Genomic DNA, 22,807 nt, shown 5'->3' with positions numbered 1-22,807 from the left:
GAACACAGATGTAGATTAAGATTTATTGTCAGGTACATAAATAAAATTGGATATATCTTTTGTTTGGTAGCATCGGTTGGGTAAAATCCTTCGATAAAATCTCTGTATTCCCCACCTTAAGACGACGCTTACATCTGTGTTCATCTGTGTTCATCTGTGTTCATCTGTGGTAAAAATTTATCTATTTAGCAGACAAGCCCGCCCGGAGGTTTTAACCTCCGGGCTAATAGCGAAAGTCCTCCTAAGAGACAAGTATGTAGGGACACGGCATCCGAGATATTTTGGGTAAAGGAATAAGCTTAATCGTGCCGTGTCCCTACAGAACTTCCCAATAAAATTAAGCAGGCGTTGATTGCGTACTCAATAGAAATTGAATATCCGGTAGAGGCTGTGTTAGAAATGGCGATATCTGGTTTTCTCGATCCAGATTCAGTCAGTTTTGTAGATTGTAAACCGCTATCTGGGATGGATATTGAGAGGAAAGTTAATTAGGGTTTTCTTTGCCTCTATTTAGTCAAAAGCGAGTTTTTAAACCATTTATTTGATTGGAAAATTGGCGATCAGTAAAGCTCAAGACAATCCAAAATCGCACTACTCATAAGTTCTTGAATTGCCTCTGCCCCAGATCGAAGTATTGCTTCTACGTTGCTTGTCGGTGTATTACCACACCGCAGCCAAATTACTTTTGGTGGTGAACCGTAAAGACGACTCCTTTCTGCAAAGTCAGCATCCTGAGTAACAATACAAAATCCTTCAATTTTCGCAAACTCCCAAATCTCGCTATCGTCTGCATCTGTCAGCGCATGAAACTGAACATGGCTAGCATTTTGGAAGATATCAGCTAACCGAGTTACTAATTTCCGACTTAAGTTTTGGTCAAATAGTAGTTTCAAGTTTCGCCCACTATAGCAATCAAACGACGTTCTCTATCCGCTGCAAATTCCAGACAAGCTTTAATATCTTCTTCTGTCAATTCTGGGAAGTCATCTAAAATTTCTGCCACAGACATACCAGCTGCTAACCAGCCCAAAACATCGTATACTGTAATCCGCATTCGTCTGATACAAGGCTTACCGCCACGTTTACCTGGCTCAATAGTAATGATGTTGCGATAACTCATAGACATTTGACAAACTTATTGATATTTTAATTATAGCACACCATCAAAAACCAATTATTAAAAAGAACTTTGCAGTCAGACAAGTAGAGATGGCAGTAGAAAAGACACTCAGGATCAATGTTACAATCAACCATATACCAAGCCATGCTATTCCACCCATTGACCCTGATTCTGAAGGTGGCTGATTGTAATTACTCCACCACTCAAGTAGTTTAGTAAGAAAAATTCCAGATATCACCCCAATTAACAGCCCAACCAACCAAGCTATTGGTAGTAAAAGTAACTTCCAGATCAAGCCCAATTTGATTAATGTCTGATAGCTAATCAATAAAAATGGGCTGAAGAATAGCAAAAGTAATACAGCTATTAAACCTGGATTCATAAACGTAAGTGTTTCGTTGATTTGGAATGGAAAAATAACCGCAGACAAACACAAACAAACACACATAATTATCGGCGTTCATCCAGGTTTATCTGCGGTTAAAACCTGACAAATTAACTAACCGCAGAAGGTTGCTTGCTAAAGAAAGCGCTGCGAATGCGATCGCCAATTTGAGCAGGTGTCAAACCAAGCTCGGCAAAAGACTCTTTTGGCTCGGCATGATCGACTAAAATGTCCGGTACGCCAATACGTTTGACTGGCACAACTACATCATTTTCCATCAAACTTTCCATCACCGCCGAACCAAAGCCGCCCATAATGCAGCCTTCTTCCAGGGTAACAACGCGACCGATTTGTTTAGCCAAAGGTGCAATTAACTCAGTATCGATCGGTTTGGCAAACCGCGCATTAATTACAGTTGCTTCGATACCGTGTTCGCTGAGAATTTCCGCCGCTTGCATTGCGGGATAAACCATCGAACCATAACCTAAGATCAGTACATCATCGCCAGAACGGAGAATTTCTGCTTTCCCGATCGGCAAACCTTCCCAACCTTCCTCCATCAAGGGTACACCGTAACCGTTGCCGCGAGGATAGCGCATTGCGATCGGGCCATCAGTGTAATTAATCCCCGTCACTACCATCTGCTGTAATTCTGCCTCATCTTTCGGAGCCATCAGCACCATATTCGGAATACAGCGCAGATAAGAAATATCGTACATCCCTTGGTGCGTTGGGCCATCAGCACCGACAATACCGGCCCGATCTAAACAGAAAAAGACGGGCAAATTTTGAATGCAAACATCGTGAATAATCTGGTCATAGCCGCGTTGTAGAAAAGTGGAATAAATTGCCACTAAGGGACGCATTCCCTCACAAGCTAAACCAGCTGCCAAAGTAACAGCGTGCTGTTCCGCAATACCCACATCAATGTATTGCTTGGGTAATTTAACTTGCAATTTATCCAGACCAGTTCCCGTTGCCATCGCCGCAGTAATACCGACAATTTTGGGATTATTTTCTGCTAGTTTAACTAAAGTGTGGGCAAACACTTTTGAGTAAGCAGGAGGTTTGGGCGAACTAGCGGGAATTGGTTTACCAGTAGCGAGGTTGAAAGGGCTTTGAGCATGATAGCCAACCTGATCTTTTTCGGCAATTTCATATCCTTTGCCTTTCATTGTTGCCACGTGAAGCAGCACTGGGCCAGAATGCTGATGCGCTTCCTTAAAGGTAGCAATCAGTTCTTCCAGATTGTGACCGTCCACCGGCCCCATGTAGGTAAAGCCCAACTCTTCAAACACCGCGCCAACTTTGGGAACTGCTAAACGCTTCATCCCTTCTTTGATGCGTGCCAATTCTGGAGACAGAGATTCGCCGACAAAAGGAAGATGCTTGAATTGTTCCTCTAAGTTATCAGTGATAAATTGCACTGGCGGAGAAAGGCGCATTTTGTTCAGGTAGCGGGGAATCGCACCGACATTGGGCGAAATCGACATTTCGTTGTCGTTGAGGACTACCAGCAAGTTGGTTTTGGGCAAATGACCGGCGTGGTTGATCGCCTCTAGCGCCATCCCGCCCGTCATCGCACCATCGCCAATTACCGCCACCACCTTAAAGTTATCGCCTTTCATATCCCGCGCCAGAGCCATGCCCAAGGCTGCTGAGATACTCGTGGAGGCGTGTCCGGCTCCAAAATGGTCAAAATTGCTCTCACAGCGCTTGAGATAACCGGCAATGCCGTTTTTCTGGCGTAGCGTGTGGAAGCGACTGTAGCGACCTGTGATGATCTTATGAGGATAGGCTTGGTGACCCACATCCCAGATCACTTTATCGCGATCGAGATCTAGGGTTTGATAAAGCCCTAGAGTCAGTTCCACTACTCCCAAACCAGGCCCAAGGTGTCCACCGCTGGTTGCCACGGTTTGCAGATGCTTTTCCCGGATTTGACGGGCAATTTGCTTGAGCTGATGAATCGAAAGACCGTGCAACTGGTTTGGATGGGTGACTTCACTCAGGTGCATACTGGGGTTCTCTCTTGAGGATTATTAAACTATTTTTACCTTTTTCACTTTATAGGATTTAATCTTTCTTTCTTCTCGGTGAGTAATAATGCTTAAGATACTATCGCTAACGAAAATTGAACAACCCACAAGCTGCTGAAGTTCCCAAACAAGTTGAACAGAACGACTTAAGCCATTATCTGCCTTCTCTAGGGTGGCTTCTCAATTATTCCCCACAAGACTTACCCGGCGACCTCATGGCAGCAGTTATTGTCGCCATTATGCTAGTGCCTCAGAGTATGGCTTATTCCCTTCTGGCTGGTTTGCCGCCCCAGGTAGGGCTCTACGCCAGCATTCTTCCCCTCATACTCTACCCCCTACTCGGCTCGACGCGCACCTTGGCAGTTGGCCCCGTCGCTATGGTATCCCTGCTGGTTGCCACTGGTATGGAAAAATTAGCAGACAGAGGTACTCCAGAATATTTGGCTTTAGCGTTAACTCTGGCAATGTTGGTTGGGATCATTCAATTAGGAATGGGATTAACCAGACTTGGTTTTTTGGTCAACTTTCTCAGCCACTCGGTCATATCTGGTTTTACTCAGGCAGCAGCTTTGGTAATTGCTATTACTCAACTGAAAGATTTGATGGGAATTACCATTCCCCAAACCGATAAATTTTACAAGTTATTGTTTTACCTCATCCAACAAGCGAACAAAACAAATTTTGTCACTCTATGTATTGGATTGGTTAGTATTGTGATTTTAATTTATTTCAACAGTTTTTTGGAAGTGCAGCTTAAACGCTGGAAAATATCTGATGGTCTGACAATGGTTACCACCAAGATAGCACCTTTACTGGTAATAATTTTAGGAACGCTGCTGGTTTACGGACTGAGATTAAATCAGAATGCTGCTGTTAAAGTTGTCGGCACAATTCCCACAGGCTTACCGCCGATCACTTTGCCATCTTTAGATGCCAACCTCTGGCAGGCTTTATTACCTGTTGCTCTTACCATTAGTTTTGTGGGTTTTATGGAGAGTATTGCTATTGCCAAATCTTTAGCTAGTTTTCGCCACGAGAATGTAGATGCCAATCAGGAATTGGTAGCGCTGGGAGTAGCTAATTTGGGTGCAGCAGTAACTGGCGGTTATCCAGTGACTGGTGGTTTAAGCCGTTCGATGGTGAATTTTGTTGCTGGTGCCAATACGGGTCTTGCTTCTATTATCTCTGCCCTATTAGTTGCTCTCACAGTTCTGTTTTGCACGCCTTTGTTTTATTTTCTGCCGCAAACTTCCCTCGCCGCAATTATTATTGTGGCAGTTTGGAAGTTGATTGATATTGCCGCAATCAAAGATATTTGGAACTATAACAAAACTGATGCTGCTTCGCTGTTGGTGACGTTTTTCGCAGTACTGGGGCTGGGAATTGAAAATGGAATTCTGGTTGGTACTGTTACCGCCGCAGTTCTCTATGTTTGGGGGCAGAGAAAGTCAAAAGTCAAAAGTCAAAAGTCAAAAGGGGGATAAGAAAGTCAAAAGGGGGACAAGGAGGACAAGGAGGACGGTTCTTTTCAACCAGCTATACTCCGCACGGGCACAAACTGTTATTTTTGATTTGTAGGGGCGAAGCATTCCGGTAAATATCTTTGGGTTCAACCAACAAATTAATACGGTCATGCTTCGCCCCTACTGCTGGGTTAAAAAAGCTCGTTCTGTGACCGTGCTGAGTATACTTACGATCGCACCCCGACAACATCTTTACGGGAACTTGACATAATTTAATGAAAATTTTACAATTACCACTTCTACTTGCGTTAATATGGAATAGAAATCCCTAAAGGGGATAACTAAACCACCTAATTGGAAACTGCCGAACCTACAACAGGCAACTTATAAGTATCGTAAGTATCGGATTAAAAGAGAAAGCGGGGTTTTAACCCCGCTTTTCCGCTTTGTAGATAAAAGAATATAAGATTAGAAAGTATCCACCCCTTATGGGGTCTGCCGTCCTTTTTGATGCGAATGACTGAGGAAAATAATGCTGAGAAGCCATTGACTGATTCTCCGCAATTGAGCGAACCTACTGATGGGGTGAAGACTGGGGCGTTAGATAATTCCCGGACAAACCCCATTGGTGATGTCTGGAACAATGCAACCACGAGCTTGATGCGACTGTTACCCGCCGATCGCATAGCCCAGACGGTGGTAGACTGGTTTAGGGTCAGCGACGATCGCGTGGCGGAGATTTTGGAGACTGTTCGCGCCGAATTGCCAACGACGGAAGCGCTGCTGATTGGTAAGCCCCAGGCTGGAAAAAGTTCGATTGTACGAGGACTGACGGGAGTTTCGGCCCAGATTGTGGGTCAGGGATTTCGTCCTCATACGCAACACACGGAACGTTATGCTTATCCTTCCAACGATTTGCCGTTACTGATTTTTACAGATACGGTTGGACTGGGGGATGTCAAACAGGACACTGAAACAATTATTCAGGAATTGATTGGAGATCTGCAAAAGGAAAGTCGCGGTGCTAGAGTTCTGATTGTGACTGTCAAAATTAATGATTTTGCGATCGAGACTTTGCGACAAATTGTTCAGCAGCTGCGTCTGCGGTATCCAGATATTCCTTGTCTGCTGGCGGTTACCTGTTTGCATGAGGTTTATCCTCCCGGTACGGAGGATCATCCTGTTTATCCACCAGATTATGAGGAACTCAATCGAGCTTTTGCGGCGATACAACAAGCTTTTACGGGATTGTGCGATCGCGCTGTGTCGATCGACTTTACTCTGGAAGAGGATAGCTACACGCCAGTATTTTATGGCTTAGAGGCGCTGAGAGATTCTCTGGCTGACTTACTCCCAGAAGCTGAAGCGCGTGCGATTTATCAGTTATTGGATAACGAAGCTGGTAACCAAATTGGTAATCTCTACCGAGATGTCGGACGCCGTTACATTTTGGCATTTTCCATTATGGCAGCTGCGTTGGCGGCTGTACCGCTGCCGTTTGCTACGATGCCTGTGCTGACTGCGTTGCAAGTATCGATGGTGGGGCTGTTGGGCAAATTATACGGGCAGACGCTGACGCCATCTCAGGCTGGGGGTGTTGTAAGTGCGATCGCAGGTGGCTTTTTAGCACAAGCAGTGGGACGGGAGTTGGTCAAATTCTTACCTGTTTTCGGGAGTGCGATCGCGGCTTCCTGGGCTGCTGCCTACACTTTAGCACTCGGTGAAGGAGCTTGCGTTTATTTCGGTGATTTGATGGGAGGTAAAAAACCCGATCCCAAGCAAATTCAGTCTGTCATGAAAGAAGCGTTTAAGTCAGCGCAAGAACGGTTTAGAGGGATTAAAAGTTAAAAGTTGGGATAGCAATGTAGGTTGGGTTGAGGAACGAAACCCAACTTATTAGTCTAAGTTGTTGGGTTTCGCTTTTCTCAACCCAACCTACAAATAGATTAACTGAACTCCCAGAAACCCGGTTTCGCAGGAGTTACCGAGTTTCTAAGGGCGGTAGTTGTTGGGGTTTTCAACTATTAACCCTTCACTTGCTGCTGCTGCATTCAACTCATCGTCAGCCGATACAAATATCGCAGGGGGCAAACTGTTAGCTACACAGAGAGCATTTATCTCAAGACCTACTGCTAACTGAACTGCGTCATAACCTCGTAATCCATAGGTTTCAGCTAATGCCATTGCCGAATTGATTATGTTGTCTGCTATCTCGACAACTTGATACTCAAAGCGTAGGTCATTCTTGAACTGATTGCACGCTGCCGTCCTGTCTGTAGCGCTGATACTTCCCCCACGTGCCCGTCGTGTAATTGCAGCGACAATCTCAACACCTGTAATGGCGGCAATCACTATGTCGTTGTTCAACGCAGGGTCGAACAAAGTTAAAACCCATGTTGAACCACTTTCACTGATGTAGCGTTTGACCAGCGCACTGCTATCTACAAAATAAGTTGCCATCTAGCGGCGTTCCTCAATAATTGTCTCAGAAACAGGCTTACCCTGTACCTGAATTAGTCGCCGTTCAGTTTGCCGACTGTAAGAGGGCTGCTTGACTTGTTTAACTAAGCCAGAATTTAATAGTGCTTGGTGAAATTTTGTTTTTTGAGTGGCTTTTTGTTTATCAGCCAGATGTGTTTGAATAGCCTGATTAAGTTGATGTAGTTCGTCCATATCGAGCATCTGTAGTCGCTCGATAATTTGGTTAAGGATTGCTTGTTCCATAAGTTTTTAGATTTTAAACGAAGTTATTTAAAGTGGAGTGTTTCAATCCCTGAAAGGGATTAACAAGCTTTGAAAGTGGGCGTATTGTTGGGGTTACTTTTAAGCATCCAGTTTCAATCCCTGAAAGGGATTAACAAGCTTTGAAAGGAATTAATTAACGCTAACATCAAAGCTATAGAAAGTTTCAATCCCTGAAAGGGATTAACAAGCTTTGAAAGATTACAACACTGGATATAGTCTTTCAGATTTGAAGTTTCAATCCCTGAAAGGGATTAACAAGCTTTGAAAGAAAATCAGGATCTTCTGAATCAACCGTCAACAAGGGGTTTCAATCCCTGAAAGGGATTAACAAGCTTTGAAAGGTATTTAGGATGTCTTTCCAAAGTATTTTTACCGAGTTTCAATCCCTGAAAGGGATTAACAAGCTTTGAAAGCTACAAACACTACTTCAAGGTATCTATTATCAAATGCGTTTCAATCCCTGAAAGGGATTAACAAGCTTTGAAAGTTTAGGGCAAGCTTGGCATGGTTCCCAAGGTCGGCGTTGCGTTTCAATCCCTGAAAGGGATTAACAAGCTTTGAAAGGCTACACACCATCAGCGATCGCTACACACCAAGCGGTGGTTGAGTTTCAATCCCTGAAAGGGATTAACAAGCTTTGAAAGGAAAGTCAGGCAGGGCAAGCAAGACTTAAGCTCAGGTTTCAATCCCTGAAAGGGATTAACAAGCTTTGAAAGCAACCGCAGCGGGAAGCAAACCCACAGGCCGGGGTTTCAATCCCTGAAAGGGATTAACAAGCTTTGAAAGCGAGCTTTGGCTGGCACAGTTAACGGCGTCGGAAACCCGTTTCAATCCCTGAAAGGGATTAACAAGCTTTGAAAGTAGCAGGATTTCTTAATTCTTGTGCGATCAAAGCTGAGTTTCAATCCCTGAAAGGGATTAACAAGCTTTGAAAGTGCGATCGCTTCCAACACATTGCCTTTAGCTTTTTGGAGTTTCAATCCCTGAAAGGGATTAACAAGCTTTGAAAGGAAAGCGCGTCCTCATGCCCCGCAGTGTCTTCAAAAAGTTTCAATCCCTGAAAGGGATTAACAAGCTTTGAAAGAAAGGGACGCTTCCGCAAGTAATATAGCGATAGCAGTTTCAATCCCTGAAAGGGATTAACAAGCTTTGAAAGGCCAGCTAGCTGAAATGCTGATTGTATTTAGTTTTCAAGGTGCTTTTGCGACTACCGAGTAACAACATAGCATTTCCGATATCAACTTGTAAAGAACCCGATCGCTTTTTTTAGACTCAAAGCCAGTTTTGGCAAGCTTTCCGACGATCGCGACTACCGCATTTCAGGTATAATCCCAGCCAAACCTTTGTCTAGAGAGGGTTTCAGGCAAAATTTTCTGTCCGCTTGGAAAAACATCTACCCAGAGGCGCGAAGAATTTCTGTTTTTAATTAAATACACTATCTCAGTGAGGGGACTGAGGGCCGATCGCCCAGTGGCTGTCGTGCGATTATAAGTCTAGCGATCGCTATTATGGATATACAGAGTTTGGATTCTGCTTGTGTCTGCTAGAGATATCTTCCACGAAGCTATAAAACAGGCACTTGAGAAGGGAGGATGGATCGTTACACACGATCCGCTGATAGTAAAGTTTGGTAAAGACAAAGTATCAATTGATTTAGGTGCAGAAAGAGTCCTAGCAGCCGAAAAAGCAGGAGAAAAGATTGCAGTTGAAATCAAAAGCTTTTTGAATGAGTCAGAACTATATGATTACCATACTGCATTGGGGCAATTTCTCAATTATCGGTTGGCACTCCAATTCAGCGAACCCGATCGAACTCTTTATTTAGCAATTCCCTTGTAAACCTATCGTTCATTTTTTAATCGCGATCTGGCTCGTGTTTCAGTCCAACAGTATCAAGTTAAAGTGATTGTCTTCGATCCAATGAATGAGGTAATTGTACAATGGCAAAACTAGAGCAATACCGTCAGTACATTCAGAAGCTACTGAGCGAATATGGCAACTATCAACATTGCGGAGCAAATGTTGAAGTTCAACTTATTTTCGATACAGAACGCGACCATTATCAGATTTTAGATATTGGCTGGGATGGATACGATCGCATTTATAACTGTGTAATGCACTTAGATATTAAAAACGAAAAAATTTGGATTCAGCGCAATGCAACAGATATCCAGATAGCTCAGGAATTGGTGGCAATGGGAGTATCCAAAGAGGATATTATCTTAGGGTTACAGCCACCCTACAAGCGCCAGTACACCGAGTATGGTGTAGCTTAAGACAGTGGGCGATGGACACTAGGCAGGCATAAAGCAATGGTGCGCTTAAAACTGTGGCAATGGATCGTATTAGCAACGCCGATCGCAACGATCGTCACTTTCCTAATGGTATCGGCAGGATTGCAGATCCAGTCGTGGGGCATTAGTTGGATCTGGGCCCTCTTCACCTTTATCTTAGTAGGCTGGCGTTGGCTGCTAGTCAGATGGACTCAACCGATGGTAGAACAGATGGAAGCTGTAATGGCAGAAGTCAGCAAAGAACTGCAATCCACCGCAGCCGATACCGCCGCGCTACCAGAAGGAAATGACACCGTTACTAGAGCCGAAACAGCACTACAAGATATCCTGAAGACTGCACAGAACGATCGCGCAATTTGGGAAGACTGGCAAACCTTTTGGACGCGATGCCAAGATCTCGTGGTTGCGATCGCACATATCTATCATCCAGAAGTAAAATATCCCCTGCTTTCCATCTACGTTCCCCAAGCTTACGGACTGATTCGGGGCACAATGGATGACTTAGATCGGTGGATGCAAAAACTATCTCCAGCCCTCAATCAAGTCACGGTTGGGCAAGCATACCAAGCATACGAAGTATATCGCAAACTAGAACCATCCGCTCGTAAACTCTGGCAAGTATGGAACTGGGCTCAGTGGTTATTGAACCCGGCAGTAGCGGTAGCAAAATTTGCCAGTCAGCGTTACAGTAACCGCGCTACTCAGGAACTGCTGGTAAACTTGAGCCAGATGATGCGAGAAGCCGCGCTGAGGAACTTATGTCAGCAAGCTGTAGCCCTCTACGGCGGCGCTACCCTGCCAGTTGCAGAATTTTCCGTTTCCACACCGACATTACCGAAAGCGAAGACTCAAACTCTACGAGAAATCCTATCACAAGCAGAACCTGTAGCGGAGGTTGAGGAGAAACCCGTCAATATTCTGCTGGCGGGAAGAACGGGATCTGGAAAAAGCAGCTTGATTAACACCCTGTTTCAGGCAGAATTAGCCGCAGTAGATATTTTACCCAGTACCTCTAGCATTCAGAATTATCGCTGGCAAGCCGAAAGCACAGAAACTCTTACCCTTTGGGATACTCCCGGCTACGAACAAGCCAACCGTGCAGACTTACGAGAGCTAGTACTAGATTATGCCAAAAATGCCGATCTGCTGCTGTTAGTCACCCCTGCGATCGATCCTGCCCTGCAAATGGATGTAGACTTTCTCCAAGACATCAAAGCCACAGTTGAAGACTTACCTGCGATCGCAATTGTCACCCAAGTCGATCGTCTGCGTCCGATCCGCGAATGGCAACCACCTTATGATTGGGAATGGGGCGATCGGCCCAAAGAAATTGCCATTCGAGAAGCTACCGAATATCGACAAAAGCAACTAGGTGAGTTTTGCGATTTTGTTTTACCAGTCGTTACAGGCGATCTAAAAACGGGTCGAACTGCTTGGGGAGAAGACGCCCTATCATTAGCATTGGTGGAAGCCATTTCTCCTCTCAAGCAAATTCGCCTTGCCCGATTTTTGCGTAATTTGGACGCCCGTGCGATCGCAGCTGCTAAAATCATCGATCGCTACACATTCCAAATGGCAACAACCCAAGGATTAACTACACTAATCAAAAGTCCCGTTCTCAGATTCATTTCCACCCTATCCACAGGATCGCCAACTCTCGCTTATCTACTAGCAGAACAAATTCCCGTCGAACAGTTGCCTGTAGTGATTGGCAAACTCCAGATGGCTTACGACCTCTTCTCACTTTTGAATACAGACGATGCTAACAAACTTAACTTCGATCTGCTATCTCTGTGGCCCCTGCTGCTCGAAAATGCAGGTTTACCCGATCGCAACGCCTGGGCATTTGGTCACGCCTTGGTGGAGTACTGGACTGCCAATCTGACGATTCCACAACTGCGAGAGCGATTTCAATATTATCTCAAATTACATGAGTGATATCGTCAAATTGGAATCTTCCGTACTTAGTATGCTAGATTATCTTAAAATAATCTTTAAAGTCTTACTTGTCTTTGTCTTCGTCTTGTTCGGAATGGGTAGAAGTGGGTGAAAGGAAGCGATCGCTTTTAGGCAAATCGCACTTTCCCTTTTCCATAATCACCTTCAAAACAACATCGCCAGTTCTTTCCACAGCCCAAGATAAAATGGCAGTCAGGAAAATCGTTGTAATTAAAGAAATAAAGTCCATGAATTAAGGCTCCGTTTAAGCAATTACTTGTACAAATCCAGCCTATCAATGGAGTCTCCAATGCTTTGCAGCAAACGATTTGAGGTATATTTGAATTAAATTTGAGTAAATTTGATTTTAGATTTGACTTTATTTGAGTTTTGGTATGATGATTTGAGAGCGAGGTCAAATTAGTTTCTTAATAAAACTTTAACATTTGGATTGCTAGTATCGGGGTAAGACTATGAAGCCGCAGATAGTTCGAGTAAGTGAAGATGGAATCCGAAAAGCAAGGGAAGCACTTGAGAAAAATCACGGAGGAAAGCAAACAAGGCTGCTGGAAGTTGCTAAAGAGTCTGATCAGGCATTAAGTAGCCAGCAACTCACTAAATTTTTTCATGGTGAAAAAATTGAAAACCAGGTTGCTGTTAGAATTTTTGGTCTTTTACGACTAAAGCCTGGACGAGGTGATATTGCATCTGTATCGGAATCCGAAAAGCAGGCTAACGAGAATGATATCGATGCACTGGTGCAGCAAGTCCGCCAAAAGCGCCACGCCAAAATCGAATATCAGTGCGGCACAATGCGGATGCTGGACATCGAACAGCCAATAGATACAACAGAAATCTACACCGATGTCAATATCTTAGAAAAAATAACCAGCCAGCAACGGCGAGAAATTCCTGACTTGGTGCAAGGCTTCAACCCAGAATCAGATGATTTTGACAGACTGGGACTAGGTAGGGTTCAAAAACGAGTACCAGGTTTGGAAGCTGTCAAGCGTTACTCTAAGCTGATGGTACTCGGCAAACCAGGCGCGGGTAAAACCACATTTTTGAAGTGGTTAGCTGTTAAGTGCAACTTAGGCGAGTTTCAGCCGCACCTAATACCAATTTTTATCAGTCTCAAAGATTTTGCTAAAAATTCTAGTGGTGAAACCGAATTAAAATTATTTAATTATATCAATAACGAACAATTTCGTTATTGTGGCATTGTCGATGAATCGGTAACAGAAACCCTACTTAATCAGGGTCGTGTCTTGATTTTGCTAGATGGATTAGATGAAGTTTCCGAAGCTGATGAAGATAAAGTGATAGACGAAATCAGAAAGTTTTGCCAAAGATATTTTCAAAATCAGTTTATCATCACCTGTCGCATTGCTGCTGCAAAGTACAGGTTCACAGAGGAAAACTTTACAGATGTTGAGGTAGCAGATTTTGACTCTCACCAAGTAGAAACGTTTGCGAAAAAATGGTTTATTGCAGTTGCGAAGAATAATCGAGAAGAGGGAGAAGCGACAGCGAAGCGGTTTATTGAAAAGCTGAATCTGAGAGAAAATGATCCAATACGAGAACTAGCTGTTACTCCGATATTGCTGAATCTAACCTGTTTTGTTTTCAAAGAGAAAGGTGAATTTCCGTCGAAACGCTCGAAGTTGTATGAAGATGGGCTGGATATTCTCTTAGTCAGGTGGGATAAGGAGAGGAAGATTAAACGAGATGAAGTTTATCAAAATTTGTCATTGCCACATAAAATTAAGCTGCTGAGTCAGGTGGCGGCTATTACCTTTGAGCGAGGCGATTACTTCTTTGAAGAAAGTAAAGTGCAAGGAATCATAGCTGAATATCTCCGCTCTTTATTGGGCGGACAAACGGAGTCTGAGACTTTACTGGAGAATAGTGAAGTAATGCTGAAATCTCTTGAAGCGCAACACGGGTTATTGGTGGAACGGGCAAGGGGAATTTACTCTTTTTCTCATTTGACATTTCAAGAGTATTTAACCGCAAGATACTTTGTTGATAGTTCTGGTTCACAGGCTTTGGAGAATCTGACAAGCCACATCACTGAGAAACGCTGGCGCGAAGTATTTTTATTAACTGCGGAGATGATGCCGAATGCAGAACGCTGATGATTTTATCCGCTTAATGAAGCAACAGGCTGATGCGATTGCTGCCTCTGATGAAAATTTACAATACTTTCTAAGTGTGTTGAATCAAAGATATATTGCAGTTGATACTTATTGTAGTAGAGCAGCTATTCGTGCCTTTTACTTTGCCCTTTCCCTCGCTCTGACTCTCTACTTAGACGACGTTCCGGGAAGATCTACAAATATCGCGCGTCTACGCGGTCCAGATCTTGAACCTGATTTTACTCTTGCCTACAAATTTAATCTCAACTTTAATGATATCCCTGACCTTAACTGTAGCTTCTATCTCGCCCAAACCCTTGCCCGCGCCTTTGATTTCATTTCCAGCCATTTCATGGTTTACGGTATCCAAAATACTCGTGACGCATCTGTTGTCGGCAATCTTTTCATTCCCATTACTGTACACCTCCACAAGGCTTTTAGCCATATTAAATATCTTGATTATGAATTACAGGGAAAGTTGCAACTACTTATATCTCAACTGTATGAAGCAGAGGGTCGAAGTGAAGAAAACTTAGTGTGGGGGAAGTATTCTGGTCGATACTGGACTGCTCAATTAAGAGTAGTGATGATTGAGCATCGCAATATTGGTCACGATTGGCAGTTCAACGAACAGCAGAAAACATTGCTTAAGCAGTATTACGATGCCAATAAATTGCTGGTAGATTGCCTGAATAGCGGTTGTGCAGTCAGCCGCGAAGTAAGACAAGAAATAGAAGACACCCTACTCTTACCCATTGCCGAAATCGAAAAACGTCAACAACCCATTTCCTAGTACATTAGTAGAGTGCGTCAAAGTCGAAAATCTTGTATAAATCGATATCTTCAAAATCTGACACACCCTACAAACTGATATAGGTAAGTTGTTGCGCTTCAGCGCTGGATCTAGCGCTGAAGCGCAACAACTTACCTAGAAAATCGATGAAATTAGACATACGCTAAAATATTAATATAACTCTTTTCAGGTGAGTGAGGTACAAAGAAACCGGGTTTCTGGTCAAACATCACTTCTTTGCTTAATCTGATATTATAATAAAAGTGTTTAACAACAGCTATTTGGATAAGGTTATGGACGCCCCTACGATCGCCTTAACTCCTACCCTCAAATTAAAAATCGATTTAAGTGACGAGCAGTATTTCCAAATGTGTCAAAACAACCGCGATTTAAAATTTGAGCGTACAGCCAAAGGAGTATTACTAATTATGCCACCAACCGGAGGAGAAACTAGCAACCGCAATGCCGATTTAACTTTTCAAATTCAAGCCTGGAGTCGTCAGAATAATCTAGGTAAAGCCTTCGATTCTAATGGTGGTTTCAAACTTCCCAATGGGGCCGATCGATCTCCCGATGCTTCTTGGGTAAGCATTGAGCGGTGGAATGCCTTAACTCCCGAACAACGAGAAAAATTTATTCCCCTTTGTCCTGATTTTGTAGTCGAGTTACGCTCTCCTAGCGATAGTTTAACAGAATTGCGAGAAAAAATGCAAGAATACATCGCAAACGGTGCAGGATTGGGTTGGTTAATTGACCGAAAAAATAAGCGCGTAGAAATTTATCGCCCAAATCAAGAGGTAGAAATACTCGAAAATCCTGCTGCTCTTTCCGGTGAAGATGTATTACCTGGGTTTGTTTTGGATCTCAATCCGATTATGTCCTAATTTTAGATATAAGTTTGATTTCATTCAACTGATATCCGCTATAAATTTTACCTTATTTCAAAACCATTCTTAACTATGACACTCAAAGAATTAGAACCACAACTCCTTGCCTTAAATCCGGCAGAAAAAGCACAGGCAATTCAGCTATTAGTCCAAAGTTTAAGCAACACTTGGCAAGGAATAGAAAAAACTCCCGGCGTGTGTGGTGGCGATGCCAGAATTACTGGGACTCGCATCCCTATTTGGTCGCTGGTAAATTACCGTCGTCTGGGTGCTACTGATGCCAGAATATTACAGGATTTTCCTCATTTGAGTGCAGCAGATTTAGTGAATGCTTGGGCTTATGCTGATGCACACCCCGAAGAAATTGAGGCAGCAATATTAAGAAATGAGGAAGATTGAAAAATGGCACGTATTTATGCAGATGAAAACTTCCCACTGCCGATCGTAGAATTATTACGTGCTTTCGGTCACGATGTTTTAACTTCTAGAGAAGCGGGAAAGTCAGGATTTGGTATTCCTGATGAAGAGGTTTTAGCTTTCGCTATTAGCAATAATCGTGCTGTTTTAACCCGCAATTGGGGTGATTTTATCCGACTGCATCGTTTAGAACCAAATCATGCAGGTATTATTGTCTGCAAAGAAGACCTAAACTTAGAAAGACAAGCGACACGCATTAACGATGCTATTTTTGCTGAAGAAAACTTGAGAGGTAAATTAATTCGAGTGATTCGTCCGTCGAGATAAAAAAAAGGCGCTCGCCCATTAATGCGATCGCTATATAATATTTTCAGCCATTATACTAAAATTAATTAGCCCAATCCAGGAGGAATCAATCCAATGGAAGAACTACTTGCCCTCAAAGAACTACTCCACGCAGGTAATATTGCAGAAGCTTTGTTATTGGTAGAAGAACTAGAAGAAATGAGCAAATCCGACAAACTGAACAAAATATTTAGTTATGGCATCATTTTGCTTCTGCATCTGATTAAGCAATCTGCTGAAAATCGCACAACTAGGTCTTGGAATCTTTCTATTCGCAATTCTGTCAAGCAAATTAAACGCACTAATTCTCGCGAAAAAGCAAAAGGAACTTATATGAGTGAAGAAGAATTAGCAGCAACTTTAGAAGATGCTTATGATTTAGCATTAGAAAAAGCGGCGATAGAAGCCTTTGAAGGTAAATATGAACCTGAAGAACTAAGTCAATTAGTTAATCAAGAGGAAATTATTAAAAACGCTATGAATTTAATTTGGGAACGAGAAGGAGATATAGCTAGGGACTAGGGGCTAGGGGCTAGGGACTAGGGGAAGAAGGGTACGTAGTTGCGCTTTAGCGGCAAATCTAGCGCTAAAGCGCAACTACGTACCTTTTTTAATGTGCCAGTTGCGGAAGTCCTATTTTGTTAATTACGCCCAAAGAAACCCGGTTTCTTAACGCCGTGGCGCTGTTTTCGCCAGCAAGCAGAAAAGCCATTTAGCGTTTCAGAGGCAGGATTTATGGTGGGCACTGCCCACCCTTCTGCATATTCGCGATCGCTAAACTGCTAAAAATGTAACGACTTGTAACTTATAATGAGAGCGATAAAGACGGAAGCACGAGTAAGGGTAGAACCAACGAATGCGAGTTGCGATCGCTGGAGCAGGTCTGGCAGGACTTTCCTGCGCTAAATATCTCACAGACGCAGGTCACACGCCCATTGTATTAGAACGGCGTGACGTACTGGGCGGTAAGGTTGCCGCATGGAAAGATGCTGACGGCGACTGGTACGAAACTGGGCTGCATATCTTCTTTGGGGCATATCCCAATATATTGCAGCTATTCAAAGAACTGGGCATCGAAGATCGATTGCAGTGGAAAGAACACACAATGATCTTCAATCAACCAAACGCCCCTGGTACATACTCCCGCTTCGACTTCCCCGACATCCCAGCACCGTTCAACGGTATTGTGGCAATTCTGGGCAATAACGATATGCTGACATGGCCTGAAAAAATTCGCTTCGGGATTGGCCTAATTCCGGCGATGATTAAAGGGCAGAAGTATGTCGAGGAAATGGACAAATATTCCTGGTCGGAGTGGCTGAAAGTACAAAACATCCCCCCAAGGGTAGAGAAAGAAGTTTTCATCGCCATGTCTAAGGCGCTGAACTTTATTGACCCGTCAGAAATTTCGGCGACAATTCTGCTGACTGCCCTCAATCGCTTCCTCCAGGAAAAGAACGGTTCCAAGATGGCATTTCTGGATGGTTCGCCGACTGAGCGCTTGTGTGAGCCGATCGTAGATTACATTACGGCACGGGGCGGGGAAGTGCGGTTAAATGCCCCACTGAAGGAGTTTTTGCTTAATCCTGATGGGACAGTGCGCGGTTTCCTAATTCGGGGGTTGGACGGTAGACCCGATGAAGTTCTCACAGCCGATCTGTACGTCTCTGCCATGCCGGTTGACCCCCTAAAGGTGATGCTACCCCAAGAGTGGAAGCAGATGGACTTCTTCGGCAAGCTGGAAGGCTTAGAAGGGGTGCCGGTGATTAACGTGCATCTGTGGTTCGATCGCAAACTCACCGACATCGACCACCTGCTGTTTTCCCGTTCTCACCTGCTCAGCGTCTATGCTGACATGAGCAATACCTGTCGCGAGTACGCCAATCCCAATCGCTCCATGCTGGAATTAGTTTTAGCCCCGGCAAAAGATTGGATCGATCGATCGGATGAAGAAATCGTGCAAGCGACGATCGCAGAGTTAGAAAAACTCTTCCCCGACCACTTTGGGACTGATAACCCAGCTAAATTGCTCAAATATCACGTTGTAAAGACGCCACGCTCAGTCTACAAGGCAACTCCAGGACGCCAGCAACACCGTCCCTCCCAAAAAACACCGATAGCAAATTTTTATCTAACTGGCGATTACACCATGCAACGCTATTTAGCGAGTATGGAAGGAGCAACACTTTCTGGTAAGCTGACAGCGCAGGCGATCGCCGAAGCTCATCCCCAAATGGTGCAAGAGGCAACCAAAACTCAGACAACCTCCCAGCCTGCGAAAAATGCTGCAACTGTCTAATTACCCTCGCATGAGAACGCTGGCCTCTCGGTCGAACTCTTACGAACTCTGTCGTCAGGTTACAGCCAAATACGCCAAGACGTTTTATTTAGGCACATTACTGATGCCAGAGGCCAAGCGTCGGGCGATTTGGGCGATTTATGCCTGGTGCCGTCGCACTGACGAACTCGTAGATGGCCCCCAATCAAGTACAACAACCAACGAAACTTTAGATGGTTGGGAAAAACAACTGGAATGTTTATTTGCTGGCGATCCGCTAGATGATATTGATGTGGCCTTGGTAGATACGCTGCAACAGTTCCCGATGGACATTGAGCCGTTTCGGGATATGATTGCCGGACAGCGTATGGACTTGTACCGTAGCCGATACGAGACGTTTGAGGAACTTAACCTCTACTGCTATCGGGTAGCAGGTACGGTTGGCTTAATGTCTACCGCTATACTGGGCGTCGATACATCGAATCACACCGCGCCTTGGAACCGGGATAAGGATGTCCTCATTCCCACTGAAGAAGCGATCGCATTGGGCATCGCCAACCAGCTTACCAACATCCTCCGCGATGTCGGCGAAGACGCCCGCCGGGGTCGTATCTACATACCCTTAGAAGAATTAGCTTTGTTTAATTACACAGAGGACGACCTCTTTAAGGGTGTGGTCGATGAACGATGGCGGGAACTGATGCGCTTCCAAATCCAACGGGCACGCAAGTTCTTTACTCTGGCAGAAAAAGGGATCAGGAGACTCTGTGCCGATTCCCGTTGGCCTGTATGGACAGCTTTGATGCTCTATCAGCAGATTTTAGATGCGATCGAACGCAACCAGTACGATGTCTTCCGGCAAAGAGCTTTCGTTTCTGGCCCCCGCAAACTTCTCTGTTTGCCCATAGCCGGGTTGCGATCGAAAGTACTTTGAGTCTCCTTGTATCGAGTCTGATTCTGTCATATAAAAATTAACGCTCAACTCTTAGGTGGTTGAGCGATATAAACCGTTATTCCCTAACGAAACAAATACCGAACTTACTGCCCCGGTTTTCCCTTTTCCAAAGCTTTCTTCACTAAATCGTCGGAAACGTTGCCAACACCTACAGATGTAGGGTTAACGTCCCTTGCCATATCTATGAAGTCATTTGGATTGCCAGTGGCTTCTGCTTTATAAGTCGTTTCTTGCGCTTGGCCGACTTGAAATTTAGGTGCAGTTGCCTCTGCTGCTGCTTGTGTACCTGCCCCAGTGCGATCGATCTCACTGACGCTGAAAGCCTTTGATGCTTCGTAGTCAGCATTGACATCGATTTCTGGCATTTTCTCCTTACCCGCCACCATATTCTCAGCCACTAGCTGAGCATCCTGAGTGGTAGCTTCTGCCGGGTTGGGAGTCATTTTTTCGGCCATAACATTCTCCTATTTGCACTTTTTTATCTATGTAATTAATCCTAACGAGACACATTTCCTTTTTTCGACTCTCTTGAGATAGATCTCCAATTGGAGTTTAAGGAATATTTACTCTACCAAAATGAATGGATCGAACTCTTTCTATTGGAGGGCGATTTCAAGAACTTAAAACTGATATTTCTTAGGGAACCGCTGTAATTATCATTGGAAAACAACTTATGATTGCAAGTCAAAACACCATCAAGTCTCAAGCCCTTACACAAGAGACACAAAAATTCGTTGATGCTTTTGAAGCTCTGGGTACGGATGAAAAACTAGCACTGCTCTATTTTATTTATGAAAAAATGGGAGATTCAATTACGCCAGCGGCTCCCACAGCAACTGACCCCGAACTAGCTCCCAAGTTGATGGGAGACTTTTACGAATTGTCAGATGATAAACAGCTGGCAGTAATGCGAGAAATTGCCAACCGCGAAGACACAGAATATTCCCGTGCCTACGGCGCTCTCAAACAAAATAACCAGTTGATGGCGTGGTATGCTTGGGCACAGGGTATGGGCGATACGGTAGTGGATCTGCCCGAAGGCTACCAAGCCGCTCAATCCATCAACGATGCACTCTCGCAAATTGAAGGACTAGATTTTGAGGGGCAAATATCAGTTTTACGTACAGTAGCCAGTAACATGGGCTACAGCGACGTTAAGCCAATTCCCACTCAAGCTGAAACTGGCAAAACTGCCAGTTTGTAGATTGCCAAGAATACAGCAGGGCTGTTCTAGCTTCGCCAGACAGCCCTGCTGCTTTTCGTATTGTAGGGGCGATTCATTCCGAGGATAATTTTTTGGTTAAACCCAAAGATCTGTTACGGAATGCGGAGCCCCTACAGCTAATTTAAAGCCCTGGTAGATCTAGCCCACTCGTCAACTCTTCCATGCGACTCCGCATCGTAGCCGTGGATTTTTCGTAGGCATCTTTCATCGCCGCCGCAACGATGGCAGAAAGGGCTTCTGCTCCTTGCCCAAGGGCGTCAGGGGAAATTTCCACGTGACGGGGTTCTTGGTTGCCGTTGAGAACAACCTTGACTAAGCCATCTTCAGACTGTCCCTCAATCTCCATTTGCTCCAATTCTTCTTGAAGCTTTTTGGCACCTTCTTGAACCTGTTGAGCTTTTTTGAAAGCATCGGCCAGCTCTTTCATTTTCCCCAGACCGAAGCTGAATCCCTGTTTCTGTGACATAGCTTAATTGACTGCGTATACCTACCCGATCTTAACGCTCACCCACCTAATATCCCTTTCACAAGAGTAAACGGACGCAATCCTTTTACCATTTGTCAGTAATGAGTGGTGATGAGCCTTACATTTGCTTACCCATCACCTTGAGCCCATTACCTCTTAAGAGACACATAAGTAGTAGCACAGCTCCGAGATATTTTGGGTAGAGGAATAAGGTTTATCACTCCGTGCCCCCACACAACCATATTCCTGCGTACCAAACAAATTGTTTCCTCATCTATAACAAGCATTCCCGCCTGCGAACAGCTCTAAACAGGTTGAAACTCGCCCAGAATCTTCACCTCTGGCTCCAAGCACAGAGACCAGTGCTGTTCCACCTTACTCTGGACATAGCGGATCAGGTGGAAAATATCATTAGCCGTTGCCCCACCGCAGTTGAGAATAAAGTTGGCGTGGCGTTCGGCAACTGTAGCACCTCCGATGCGATGGCCTTTGAGACCTGTTTGCTCAATTAACCACGCAGCTGCGTGAGGTTTTGGATTGCGAAACACACTGCCGCAGCTAGGCTTGTTATAAGGCTGAGTGCTATGCCGCCGCCGGAGATGTTCGGTTGTTGCAGCCATCACTCTTGCTGGGTCTGCTCCTGGTTGGAGTTGGAAAGTAACCTGAGTGACCAAGCGATTTTCACCTTGCAGTATTGAGGTGCGATAGCTGTAGCCCAGGTCTTGGGAAGTGAGAATCTGAATGCTGCCATCAGGGGAAAGCACGCGAGCGTGCGCCAGAATATCCGCCGTACAGCTATTGTGAGCGCCCGCATTCATGACCGCAGCACCACCAACGCTGCCGGGAATACCAACTGCCCATTCCATTCCTTGCCAACCCCGCTCAGCCGCTTGCCACGCCAGACGCACCAAGGGTTCTCCAGCAGCAGCGGTCACCTGACCTGTTTCGGGGTCGAAGTGGGTGTAACGGAGGTGGCGAGTACAGATGACCAAACCGGGCAGACCGCGATCGCTCACGAGCAAGTTCGAGCCAGCCCCCAACAAAGTAATCGGTAGGTCGGAAGACATAGCCCATTCAAAGCAGGCTTGTAACTCGCTCAATTGTCTGGGCGCGACGTACCACTCGGCTGGGCCACCGACCCGAAAGGAAGTCAGGCTGGCCAGAGAAACTTGGTACTTGATCGGGCATTCCGTACCGGGAAGGTAAAATTGCTTTTCTTTTGGCTGATTTAGGTTGAAGAAAGGGGCTTGTGAGCTAGCCACCTTAAGTCCTTGGGAGAGGTGATTGGAGACAGTCATAGCTGATTACACACGCCCTAA

23 protein-coding genes, 1 pseudogene and 1 CRISPR repeat array are annotated in these 22,807 nt (G+C 44.8%); of the genes and pseudogenes, 14 read left to right on the top strand and 10 right to left on the bottom strand.

From position 1 onward, the window contains the following. Window positions 1-560: 560 nt before the first annotated feature. From LAY41_RS22960 to dxs, 4 genes are all read right to left on the bottom strand, one after another. On the bottom strand, window positions 561-893 hold the full coding sequence (locus LAY41_RS22960; RefSeq protein WP_249103282.1) for a DUF5615 family PIN-like protein: 333 nt from the start codon (window positions 891-893) through the stop codon (window positions 561-563). After that, the gene (locus LAY41_RS22955) at window positions 890-1,120 is read right to left on the bottom strand and encodes a DUF433 domain-containing protein (RefSeq protein WP_249103362.1); all 231 of its coding nucleotides are present in this window, start codon (window positions 1,118-1,120) and stop codon (window positions 890-892) included. Before LAY41_RS22955 ends, LAY41_RS22960 begins: the two co-directional genes overlap by 4 nt. A 43-nt stretch (window positions 1,121-1,163) precedes the next feature. Further along, a complete protein-coding gene (locus LAY41_RS32995) occupies window positions 1,164-1,502 on the bottom strand; it encodes a DUF8147 domain-containing protein (protein ID WP_476726992.1) in 339 nt (112 codons plus the stop codon). A 113-nt stretch (window positions 1,503-1,615) separates the two neighbouring features. Beyond that, window positions 1,616-3,523 carry a 1-deoxy-D-xylulose-5-phosphate synthase gene (gene dxs / locus LAY41_RS22950; protein WP_249103281.1) on the bottom strand — a complete coding sequence of 636 codons (1,908 nt, stop codon included), beginning with the start codon at window positions 3,521-3,523 and terminating at the stop codon, window positions 1,616-1,618. A gap of 116 nt (window positions 3,524-3,639) precedes the next feature. On the opposite strand from dxs, the gene LAY41_RS22945 reads away from it, so the two are divergent. Next, on the top strand, window positions 3,640-5,028 hold the full coding sequence (locus tag LAY41_RS22945) for a SulP family inorganic anion transporter (protein WP_249103279.1): 1,389 nt from the start codon (window positions 3,640-3,642) through the stop codon (window positions 5,026-5,028). Window positions 5,029-5,667: 639 nt separating this feature from the next. Further along, on the top strand, window positions 5,668-6,855 hold the full coding sequence (locus LAY41_RS22940) for a GTPase family protein (RefSeq protein ID WP_420840342.1): 1,188 nt from the start codon (window positions 5,668-5,670) through the stop codon (window positions 6,853-6,855). Window positions 6,856-6,999: 144 nt separating this feature from the next. On the opposite strand, the gene LAY41_RS22935 is transcribed toward LAY41_RS22940, so the two are convergent. Both LAY41_RS22935 and LAY41_RS22930 read right to left on the bottom strand, forming a co-directional pair. Continuing rightward, entirely contained in the window at window positions 7,000-7,467 is a 468-nt protein-coding gene (locus LAY41_RS22935) for a type II toxin-antitoxin system VapC family toxin (protein ID WP_249103275.1), read from the bottom strand. Further along, the gene (locus LAY41_RS22930) at window positions 7,468-7,731 is read right to left on the bottom strand and encodes a hypothetical protein (RefSeq protein ID WP_249103273.1); all 264 of its coding nucleotides are present in this window, start codon (window positions 7,729-7,731) and stop codon (window positions 7,468-7,470) included. Window positions 7,732-7,770: 39 nt separating this feature from the next. Then, window positions 7,771-8,908: a CRISPR direct-repeat array (repeat unit 37 nt; unit sequence GTTTCAATCCCTGAAAGGGATTAACAAGCTTTGAAAG). Between the two features lie 380 nt (window positions 8,909-9,288). On the opposite strand from LAY41_RS22930, the pseudogene LAY41_RS22925 reads away from it, so the two are divergent. The 3 genes and pseudogenes from LAY41_RS22925 to LAY41_RS22915 all read left to right on the top strand — a co-directional run bounded on the left by LAY41_RS22925 (window position 9,289) and on the right by LAY41_RS22915 (window position 11,984). After that, a pseudogene (locus LAY41_RS22925) lies at window positions 9,289-9,705 on the top strand (XisH family protein). Beyond that, entirely contained in the window at window positions 9,693-10,028 is a 336-nt protein-coding gene (locus LAY41_RS22920) for a XisI protein (protein WP_249067368.1), read from the top strand. Before LAY41_RS22925 ends, LAY41_RS22920 begins: the two are co-directional and overlap by 13 nt. Window positions 10,029-10,064: 36 nt before the next feature. Then, complete coding sequence (locus LAY41_RS22915) at window positions 10,065-11,984, top strand: GTPase family protein (RefSeq protein WP_249103271.1); 1,920 nt, start codon at window positions 10,065-10,067, stop codon at window positions 11,982-11,984. Between the two features lie 64 nt (window positions 11,985-12,048). Here LAY41_RS22915 and LAY41_RS22910 read toward each other — a convergent pair whose 3' ends face one another. Continuing rightward, window positions 12,049-12,234 carry a hypothetical protein gene (locus LAY41_RS22910; RefSeq protein ID WP_249103269.1) on the bottom strand — a complete coding sequence of 62 codons (186 nt, stop codon included), beginning with the start codon at window positions 12,232-12,234 and terminating at the stop codon, window positions 12,049-12,051. Window positions 12,235-12,457: 223 nt separating this feature from the next. Between LAY41_RS22910 and LAY41_RS22905 the strand changes: the two genes are divergently transcribed. From LAY41_RS22905 to crtB, 8 genes are all read left to right on the top strand, one after another. Continuing rightward, a complete protein-coding gene (locus tag LAY41_RS22905; protein ID WP_249103267.1) occupies window positions 12,458-14,122 on the top strand; it encodes an NACHT domain-containing protein in 1,665 nt (554 codons plus the stop codon). Then, a complete protein-coding gene (locus LAY41_RS22900) occupies window positions 14,109-14,915 on the top strand; it encodes an NACHT C-terminal helical domain 2-containing protein (protein ID WP_249103266.1) in 807 nt (268 codons plus the stop codon). The genes LAY41_RS22905 and LAY41_RS22900 overlap by 14 nt, the downstream gene beginning before the upstream one ends. Window positions 14,916-15,208: 293 nt before the next feature. Further along, complete coding sequence (locus LAY41_RS22895; RefSeq protein ID WP_249103264.1) at window positions 15,209-15,799, top strand: Uma2 family endonuclease; 591 nt, start codon at window positions 15,209-15,211, stop codon at window positions 15,797-15,799. A 75-nt stretch (window positions 15,800-15,874) separates the two neighbouring features. Next, window positions 15,875-16,201, top strand: a complete 327-nt coding sequence (locus LAY41_RS22890) for a DUF433 domain-containing protein (RefSeq protein WP_249103263.1) — start codon at window positions 15,875-15,877, stop codon at window positions 16,199-16,201. Window positions 16,202-16,204: 3 nt separating this feature from the next. Beyond that, complete coding sequence (locus tag LAY41_RS22885; RefSeq protein ID WP_249103261.1) at window positions 16,205-16,546, top strand: DUF5615 family PIN-like protein; 342 nt, start codon at window positions 16,205-16,207, stop codon at window positions 16,544-16,546. A gap of 93 nt (window positions 16,547-16,639) precedes the next feature. After that, entirely contained in the window at window positions 16,640-17,086 is a 447-nt protein-coding gene (locus LAY41_RS22880) for a DUF29 family protein (RefSeq protein WP_249103260.1), read from the top strand. Window positions 17,087-17,420: 334 nt separating this feature from the next. After that, on the top strand, window positions 17,421-18,863 hold the full coding sequence (pds, locus tag LAY41_RS22875) for a 15-cis-phytoene desaturase (protein ID WP_249103258.1): 1,443 nt from the start codon (window positions 17,421-17,423) through the stop codon (window positions 18,861-18,863). Continuing rightward, the gene (crtB, locus tag LAY41_RS22870; protein ID WP_249103256.1) at window positions 18,847-19,776 is read left to right on the top strand and encodes a 15-cis-phytoene synthase CrtB; all 930 of its coding nucleotides are present in this window, start codon (window positions 18,847-18,849) and stop codon (window positions 19,774-19,776) included. The genes pds and crtB overlap by 17 nt, the downstream gene beginning before the upstream one ends. A gap of 104 nt (window positions 19,777-19,880) precedes the next feature. Here the strand turns inward: crtB and LAY41_RS22865 are convergent, their stop codons facing one another. Continuing rightward, window positions 19,881-20,252 carry a hypothetical protein gene (locus LAY41_RS22865; protein WP_249103254.1) on the bottom strand — a complete coding sequence of 124 codons (372 nt, stop codon included), beginning with the start codon at window positions 20,250-20,252 and terminating at the stop codon, window positions 19,881-19,883. Window positions 20,253-20,470: 218 nt separating this feature from the next. Between LAY41_RS22865 and LAY41_RS22860 the strand changes: the two genes are divergently transcribed. Next, on the top strand, window positions 20,471-21,001 hold the full coding sequence (locus LAY41_RS22860; protein WP_249103252.1) for an orange carotenoid protein N-terminal domain-containing protein: 531 nt from the start codon (window positions 20,471-20,473) through the stop codon (window positions 20,999-21,001). A gap of 142 nt (window positions 21,002-21,143) precedes the next feature. On the opposite strand, the gene LAY41_RS22855 is transcribed toward LAY41_RS22860, so the two are convergent. Both LAY41_RS22855 and murB read right to left on the bottom strand, forming a co-directional pair. Beyond that, entirely contained in the window at window positions 21,144-21,488 is a 345-nt protein-coding gene (locus tag LAY41_RS22855) for a YbaB/EbfC family nucleoid-associated protein (protein ID WP_249103250.1), read from the bottom strand. 305 nt (window positions 21,489-21,793) lie between these two features. Next, window positions 21,794-22,786 (bottom strand): UDP-N-acetylmuramate dehydrogenase, encoded by a 993-nt coding sequence (murB, locus tag LAY41_RS22850; protein WP_249103248.1) that lies wholly within the window; start codon window positions 22,784-22,786, stop codon window positions 21,794-21,796. Window positions 22,787-22,807 lie beyond the last annotated feature (21 nt).

It is taken from the genome of Argonema galeatum A003/A1, assembly GCF_023333595.1.
GTDB lineage: Bacteria > Cyanobacteriota > Cyanobacteriia > Cyanobacteriales > Aerosakkonemataceae > Argonema > Argonema galeatum.
This window is presented reverse-complemented; position numbering and strand designations above follow the sequence as displayed.

Excerpts from the sequence above, each read along its gene's own strand:
- LAY41_RS22955 (WP_249103362.1), bottom strand. The coding sequence starts at position 1,120 with ATGAGTTATCGCAACATCATTACTATTGAGCCAGGTAAACGTGGCGGT.
- LAY41_RS32995 (WP_476726992.1), bottom strand. The coding sequence starts at position 1,502 with ATGAATCCAGGTTTAATAGCTGTATTACTTTTGCTATTCTTCAGCCCA.
- dxs (WP_249103281.1), bottom strand. The coding sequence starts at position 3,523 with ATGCACCTGAGTGAAGTCACCCATCCAAACCAGTTGCACGGTCTTTCG.
- LAY41_RS22940 (WP_420840342.1), top strand. The coding sequence starts at position 5,668 with ATGCGACTGTTACCCGCCGATCGCATAGCCCAGACGGTGGTAGACTGG.
- LAY41_RS22935 (WP_249103275.1), bottom strand. The coding sequence starts at position 7,467 with ATGGCAACTTATTTTGTAGATAGCAGTGCGCTGGTCAAACGCTACATC.
- LAY41_RS22930 (WP_249103273.1), bottom strand. The coding sequence starts at position 7,731 with ATGGAACAAGCAATCCTTAACCAAATTATCGAGCGACTACAGATGCTC.
- LAY41_RS22920 (WP_249067368.1), top strand. The coding sequence starts at position 9,693 with ATGGCAAAACTAGAGCAATACCGTCAGTACATTCAGAAGCTACTGAGC.
- LAY41_RS22915 (WP_249103271.1), top strand. The coding sequence starts at position 10,065 with ATGGTGCGCTTAAAACTGTGGCAATGGATCGTATTAGCAACGCCGATC.
- LAY41_RS22910 (WP_249103269.1), bottom strand. The coding sequence starts at position 12,234 with ATGGACTTTATTTCTTTAATTACAACGATTTTCCTGACTGCCATTTTA.
- LAY41_RS22905 (WP_249103267.1), top strand. The coding sequence starts at position 12,458 with ATGAAGCCGCAGATAGTTCGAGTAAGTGAAGATGGAATCCGAAAAGCA.
- LAY41_RS22900 (WP_249103266.1), top strand. The coding sequence starts at position 14,109 with ATGCAGAACGCTGATGATTTTATCCGCTTAATGAAGCAACAGGCTGAT.
- LAY41_RS22895 (WP_249103264.1), top strand. The coding sequence starts at position 15,209 with ATGGACGCCCCTACGATCGCCTTAACTCCTACCCTCAAATTAAAAATC.
- LAY41_RS22890 (WP_249103263.1), top strand. The coding sequence starts at position 15,875 with ATGACACTCAAAGAATTAGAACCACAACTCCTTGCCTTAAATCCGGCA.
- LAY41_RS22885 (WP_249103261.1), top strand. The coding sequence starts at position 16,205 with ATGGCACGTATTTATGCAGATGAAAACTTCCCACTGCCGATCGTAGAA.
- LAY41_RS22880 (WP_249103260.1), top strand. The coding sequence starts at position 16,640 with ATGGAAGAACTACTTGCCCTCAAAGAACTACTCCACGCAGGTAATATT.
- pds (WP_249103258.1), top strand. The coding sequence starts at position 17,421 with ATGCGAGTTGCGATCGCTGGAGCAGGTCTGGCAGGACTTTCCTGCGCT.
- crtB (WP_249103256.1), top strand. The coding sequence starts at position 18,847 with ATGCTGCAACTGTCTAATTACCCTCGCATGAGAACGCTGGCCTCTCGG.
- LAY41_RS22865 (WP_249103254.1), bottom strand. The coding sequence starts at position 20,252 with ATGGCCGAAAAAATGACTCCCAACCCGGCAGAAGCTACCACTCAGGAT.
- LAY41_RS22860 (WP_249103252.1), top strand. The coding sequence starts at position 20,471 with ATGATTGCAAGTCAAAACACCATCAAGTCTCAAGCCCTTACACAAGAG.
- LAY41_RS22855 (WP_249103250.1), bottom strand. The coding sequence starts at position 21,488 with ATGTCACAGAAACAGGGATTCAGCTTCGGTCTGGGGAAAATGAAAGAG.
- murB (WP_249103248.1), bottom strand. The coding sequence starts at position 22,786 with ATGACTGTCTCCAATCACCTCTCCCAAGGACTTAAGGTGGCTAGCTCA.